Source organism: Streptomyces tendae (assembly GCF_014650435.1).
Classification (GTDB): Bacteria; Actinomycetota; Actinomycetes; order Streptomycetales; family Streptomycetaceae; genus Streptomyces; species Streptomyces tendae.
This window is the reverse complement of record NZ_BMUY01000099.1, coordinates 1-627: the sequence shown is the minus strand read 5'-3', so window position 1 is coordinate 627 and position 627 is coordinate 1. Positions and strand designations below refer to the sequence as shown.

Genomic DNA, 627 nt, shown 5'->3' with positions numbered 1-627 from the left:
CGATCGGTGCGGCGTAGGCGGGTGCGATGGCGACGATGCGGCGGCGACGGTCGGCGGGATCGGCGGTGCGGTGCAGGACGCCCGGCCGTGACAGCTCGCTGACCATGAGGCTGACGGTCGTCGGGGCCACCTCCAGCCGTGCGGCCAGCTCGTTGACGCTGGTGGGGCCGTCGTACTCCAGGTGGGCCAGGAGCGCGAGGTGTCGCGGTGCCAGGTCCAGACCCTGGAGCGCCGCGGGGATGGGCAGGCGCTTGGCGCGGCCCACGAGACGTGGCATGAGCAACAGCAGGGTGCGGACGGCCTCGTTGACGGCGGGACCGTCCGATTCCGTGGACATCGGCCACCTCTCCATATACCTTTGAGGACAAAGGCTTTGAGTTCAAAGGGAACGAGGTTCACTATGCCGCATCTGACGGTCCACCTCCCAGAGAACAGGCTGACCGGGAACGAGCCCGTGCTCGTCGCCGCACTGACCGACGCTGTTGTCGACGTCTATGGCGAATGGGCCCGCGACCTCGTCGTCATCCGCCTGGCCGGGGTCCCCGTCGGCCGTTACGCGGTGGGCGGCAAGGCCGTGGACACTGCCGCCTCGGTGGTCCTGGGCGTCCGCGCCGGTCTTTTCGACCG

General features: G+C 69.4%; 2 protein-coding genes. One reads left to right on the top strand and one right to left on the bottom strand.

Features of this window, described 5'->3' with window-relative positions:
• Positions 1-337: MarR family winged helix-turn-helix transcriptional regulator (locus tag IE258_RS40815; protein WP_189750842.1), on the bottom strand; the 337-nt coding region annotated here is incomplete at its 3' end.
• A gap of 63 nt (positions 338-400) precedes the next feature.
• Between IE258_RS40815 and IE258_RS40810 the strand changes: the two genes are divergently transcribed.
• Positions 401-627: tautomerase family protein (locus IE258_RS40810; RefSeq protein WP_189750841.1), on the top strand; the 227-nt coding region annotated here is incomplete at its 3' end.